Source organism: Amnimonas aquatica, assembly GCF_002943415.1.
Classification (GTDB): domain Bacteria; phylum Pseudomonadota; class Gammaproteobacteria; order Pseudomonadales; family Moraxellaceae; genus Perlucidibaca; species Perlucidibaca aquatica_A.
In genome coordinates, this window is sequence record NZ_PTQZ01000167.1 from 1 (window position 1) to 4,064 (window position 4,064).

4 protein-coding genes are annotated in these 4,064 nt (G+C 68.2%); 2 read left to right on the forward strand and 2 right to left on the reverse strand.

The features are described 5' to 3' along the window. A partial coding sequence (locus C5O18_RS07120) for an NRDE family protein (protein ID WP_206389778.1) occupies positions 1–322 on the forward strand: 322 nt, incomplete at its 5' end. 69 nt (positions 323–391) lie between these two features. Here the strand turns inward: C5O18_RS07120 and ptsP are convergent. Together ptsP and C5O18_RS07130 are read right to left on the reverse strand one after the other, a co-directional pair. After that, on the reverse strand, positions 392–2,686 hold the full coding sequence (ptsP, locus tag C5O18_RS07125) for a phosphoenolpyruvate--protein phosphotransferase (protein ID WP_105192730.1): 2,295 nt from the start codon (positions 2,684–2,686) through the stop codon (positions 392–394). 27 nt (positions 2,687–2,713) lie between these two features. After that, positions 2,714–3,208 (reverse strand): RNA pyrophosphohydrolase, encoded by a 495-nt coding sequence (locus tag C5O18_RS07130; RefSeq protein WP_105192732.1) that lies wholly within the window; start codon positions 3,206–3,208, stop codon positions 2,714–2,716. A 182-nt stretch (positions 3,209–3,390) separates the two neighbouring features. Here C5O18_RS07130 and C5O18_RS07135 point away from each other — a divergent pair, with 182 nt between their 5' ends. Next, positions 3,391–4,050 carry a histidinol-phosphatase gene (locus C5O18_RS07135; protein ID WP_105192734.1) on the forward strand — a complete coding sequence of 220 codons (660 nt, stop codon included), beginning with the start codon at positions 3,391–3,393 and terminating at the stop codon, positions 4,048–4,050. The last annotated feature ends 14 nt before the right edge of the window (positions 4,051–4,064 follow it).

Genomic DNA, 4,064 nt, shown 5'->3' on the forward strand with positions numbered 1-4,064 from the left:
CCTCTCCAACGCCGCCCTCGACGTGCCCTGGCCCAAGTCCGAGCGACTGCTGGCGGCGGCGCGCGCGCTGCCGGCGGACGCGCCCGCGGAGGCGCATCTGGCCCTGCTCGCCGACGACACGCCGGCACCTGATGACGCGCTGCCCGACACCGGCGTCGGCCTGGCCATGGAGCGCATGCTGTCACCGGTGTGCATACACTCGCCCGGCTATGGCACCCGCAACTCGACCTGGCTGTGGATGGGCGAGCATGAAATCGTCTGGGAAGAAGCCGACCACAACCGTGGCGAGCGCGTCAGCTTCCGCGTGATCCGGGAGGACTGACGCCGGGCCGCCGGCTGCGGAGCGGACGGTCTGGCCTCGCCTCGCCTGCCGGGGCTGGCGCGTGGCGGCTCAGGTGGCGGTGGCCGCCGCCGCCGTGCTCTTGGGACGGATCAGGTCGATCAGGCCCAGCTCGCTGAGTTCGGCCTCGACCTCGGCACGCACCGTTTCCGGCTTGTCGAAGGCCAGCACGCGGTTCAGCAGCGCTTCGGCGCGCTCCATGGGCACGTGGCAGATGGTCTTGCGCACCTTGAGCAGATTGCTGGCGCTCATCGACAGCATGTCGAAGCCCATGGCCATGAGCAGGATGGCGGTGCCCGGGTCGCCGGCCATTTCGCCGCAGATGCTCACCGTCTTGCCGGCGCGGTGCACCTCGCTGACCACGTAGCGCACGGCGCGCAGCACCGCCGGATGGTACTGCGAGTACAGCCCGGCCACGCGCGCGTTGTTGCGGTCCACGGCCAGCAGGTACTGCGTCAGGTCGTTGGAGCCGATGCTGACGAAGTCGGCGTGCCGGGCCAGGTCGGCGATCTGGATGATGGTCGCCGGCACCTCGATCATGACGCCGATGCGCGGCAGCGTGACCTCGAACTCGTTCTCTTCCTGCAGCTCGGCGACGGCGCGGTGGATCAGCGCCACGGCATCCTCGACCTCGCTCACCGTGGTCACCATGGGCAGCAGGATCTGCAGGTTGTTCAGGCCGGAGGCTGCCTTGAGCATGGCGCGCACCTGCACCATGAAGATTTCCGGGTGGTCCAGGGTGATGCGTATGCCGCGCCAGCCCAGCGCCGGGTTGTCTTCCTCGATCGGGAAATAGGGCAGGTCCTTGTCGCCGCCGATGTCGAGCGTGCGCATGGTCACCGGCCGCGGCGCGAAGGCCTCGAGCTGCTGGCGGTAGATCTGGCGCTGCTCCTCCTCGCCGGGGAAGCGTTCGCGCAGCATGAACGGGATTTCCGAGCGGTACAGGCCCACGCCCTCGGCGCCGCGATCCTTGGCGCGCGCGACATCGGCCATCAGGCCGGTGTTGACGTGCAGCGCCACGCGGCGGCCGTCGGGCGTCATGGCATCGCGCTGCTTGTAGGCGTCGAGGCCGGCGACCAGCTGTTGCTCTTCCTTGATGATGTCCTTGTAGCGCTTGCGCAGCACGCGCGAGGGCTGCACGAAGACGCGGCCGAGGTAGGCGTCGACGATCATTTCGGCGTCGTCGAGCGAAGTTACCGGCAGGTCGCTGACGCCGACCACGGTGGGGATGCCGAGCGCGCGCGCGACGATGGCCATGTGCGAGTTCGCCGCACCGGTGGCGGCGACCACGCCGCTGACGCGGTCCAGCGGTGCTTCCAGCAGCATGGCGGTGGAGATGTCCTCGCCCACCAGGATGCTGTTCTCGGGGAATTCGCGGGTGTCTTCGGTTTCCTGCTGCTGCAGCTGCGAGAGCAGGCGCAGGCCGAGGTCGCGGACATCGGACATGCGCTCGCGCAGGTAGGGGTCGTCCATCAGCGCGAAGTTCTGCATGTGCTCGTCGATGACTTCGCGCAGCGCGCCCTGGGCCCAGTTGCCGGCCTCGATGCGCTCGGCGATCTCGCCGCCGAGGGCGTTGTCGTCGAGCATGCGCAGGTAGACGTCGAACAGTGCGCGCTCCTCGGGCATGAGGCTGTCGGCCATGCGCTCGTCGAGCGCACGCACATCCTCGCGCACCGCTTCCAGGGCCTGCTGCAGCAGCGCCAGTTCGGCGTCCACGTCGTCGACGGAGCGGTCGGGCACCTGGTCGAGGTCGGCCGGCGGGTACAGCACCACGGCGCGGCCGAGGGTGACGCCGGTGGCGCCGGTGGTGCCCTGGTAGATCTGCGTCTGTGCCGTGCGCGAGCCGCGCACCACCTCCAGCTGGCCCAGCACCTTGGCGTGGGCGACGACGCCGGAGAGCTGCGCCGACAGGGTGACCATGAAGGCCACTTCGCCTTCATCGAAGCGCCGGTTCTCGCGCTGCTGCACGACCAGCACGCCGAGCACCTTGCGGCGGTTCATGATGGGCACGCCGAGGAAGGCGTTGTAGCGTTCCTCGCCGGTCTCCGGGAAATAGCGGTAGCGCGGATGCGTGGCGGCATCCTGCAGGTTGATCGGCTCCTCGCGCGAGGCGCAGAGGCCGACCAGGCCCTCGTCGAAGGTCATGCTGACCACGCCGATGGACTCGGGGTTGAAGCCCTCGTTGGCCATGAGCACGAGGCGGTTGCTGCGCTCGTCGAGCAGGTAGACCGAGCAGACCTCGGTGCCGGTGGCCTCGCGCACCGAAGCGACGAGCACGTCCAGCGCCGCCTGGAAGCTGGGCGCGGAGTCGACCTCCTGCACGATGCGGCGGAGGATTTCCAGCATGCTCGGTTCAGTCGTCAGCGGCATTCGTCAGCCAGCCCTCGTGGTCAGCGCCACCGGCAGGCGCGGCAGCAGTTCCTTCAGTGCCTTGCGGTAGACCTCGCGCTTGAACGAGACCACCTGGTCCAGCGGATACCAGTAGCTCACCCAGCGCCAGTGGTCGAACTCAGCCGGCTTCTGCACGTCCAGCCGCACCCGCGATTCGCTGCCGGTCAGCCTGAGCAGGAACCATTTCTGCTTCTGGCCGATGCACACCGGCGGCTTGTCGTTGCGGATGAAGCGGCGCGGCAGCCGGTAGCGCAGCCAGCCGCGGGTCTGCGCCAGGATCTTCACATCCTGGGGCTCCAGGCCGATTTCTTCCTTCAGTTCGCGGTACATGGCCTGCTCGGGCGTCTCGCCGTCGACGATGCCGCCCTGCGGGAACTGCCAGGCATCATGGCCGTAGCGACGCGCCCACAGCACCTGGCCCTGATCGTTGGCCACAATGATGCCGACGTTGGGTCGGAAACCATCCCCGTCTATCACAAGAGATTCCTTGGAAAACATTCAATTATTAATGCATTAGTACCTGACGGGACGGTGACGGGCAAGGTTGCCGGCGGATTTTTTGCAGCGCGGGCGCTATCATGCCCGGCTTGTGGCGGGCACCCTGCCCGCATGTCCCTTGCCGCGCCACTGATGCGCCGCTGATGTGATCGGAGACCGCGATGACCCTGGCCCTGTTCGACCTCGACAACACCCTGCTGGGCGGTGACTCGGACCACGCCTGGGGCGAGTTCCTGTCGCGGCACGGCCATGTCGACGCCGAGGCCTACCGTCTGGCCAACGACCGCTTCTACGCCCAGTACAAGGCCGGCACGCTGGATATCCGCGAGTTCTCCGAGTTCGTGTTCGCGGTGCTGGCGCGCAACGACCGCGCCACGCTGGAGGCCTGGCGCGAGGACTTCCTGGCCGAATGCATCGAGCCCCTGCTGCTGCCGGCGGCGGTCGAGCTGCTGGAACGGCACCGGGCGCAGGGGCACACCCTGGTCATCATCACCGCCACCAACCGATTCGTGACCGAGCGCATCGCCGCGCGCTACGGCGTCGAGCACCTGATCGCCACCGAGCCCGAGCAGGATGCCGACGGCCGCTACACCGGCCGTCTGGCCGGTACCGCCTGTTTCCAGGACGGCAAGATCACCCGCCTGCGCGAGTGGATGACCGGCAACGGCGAATCGCTGGACGGCGCCTGGTTCTATTCCGATTCGCGCAACGACCTGCCGTTGCTGGAGGCGGTGGATAACCCGGTGGCGGTGGATCCGGACCCGGTGCTGGAGGATATCGCCCGCGCCCGCGGCTGGCCGGTCGTCAGCCTGCGTGGCTGAACGGCTGCACCGTT

Bases quoted from the DNA above. Each gene is read 5' to 3' on its own strand.
- C5O18_RS07135 (WP_105192734.1), top strand. From the start codon at position 3,391: ATGACCCTGGCCCTGTTCGACCTCGACAACACCCTGCTGGGCGGTGAC.
- ptsP (WP_105192730.1), bottom strand. From the start codon at position 2,686: ATGCTGGAAATCCTCCGCCGCATCGTGCAGGAGGTCGACTCCGCGCCC.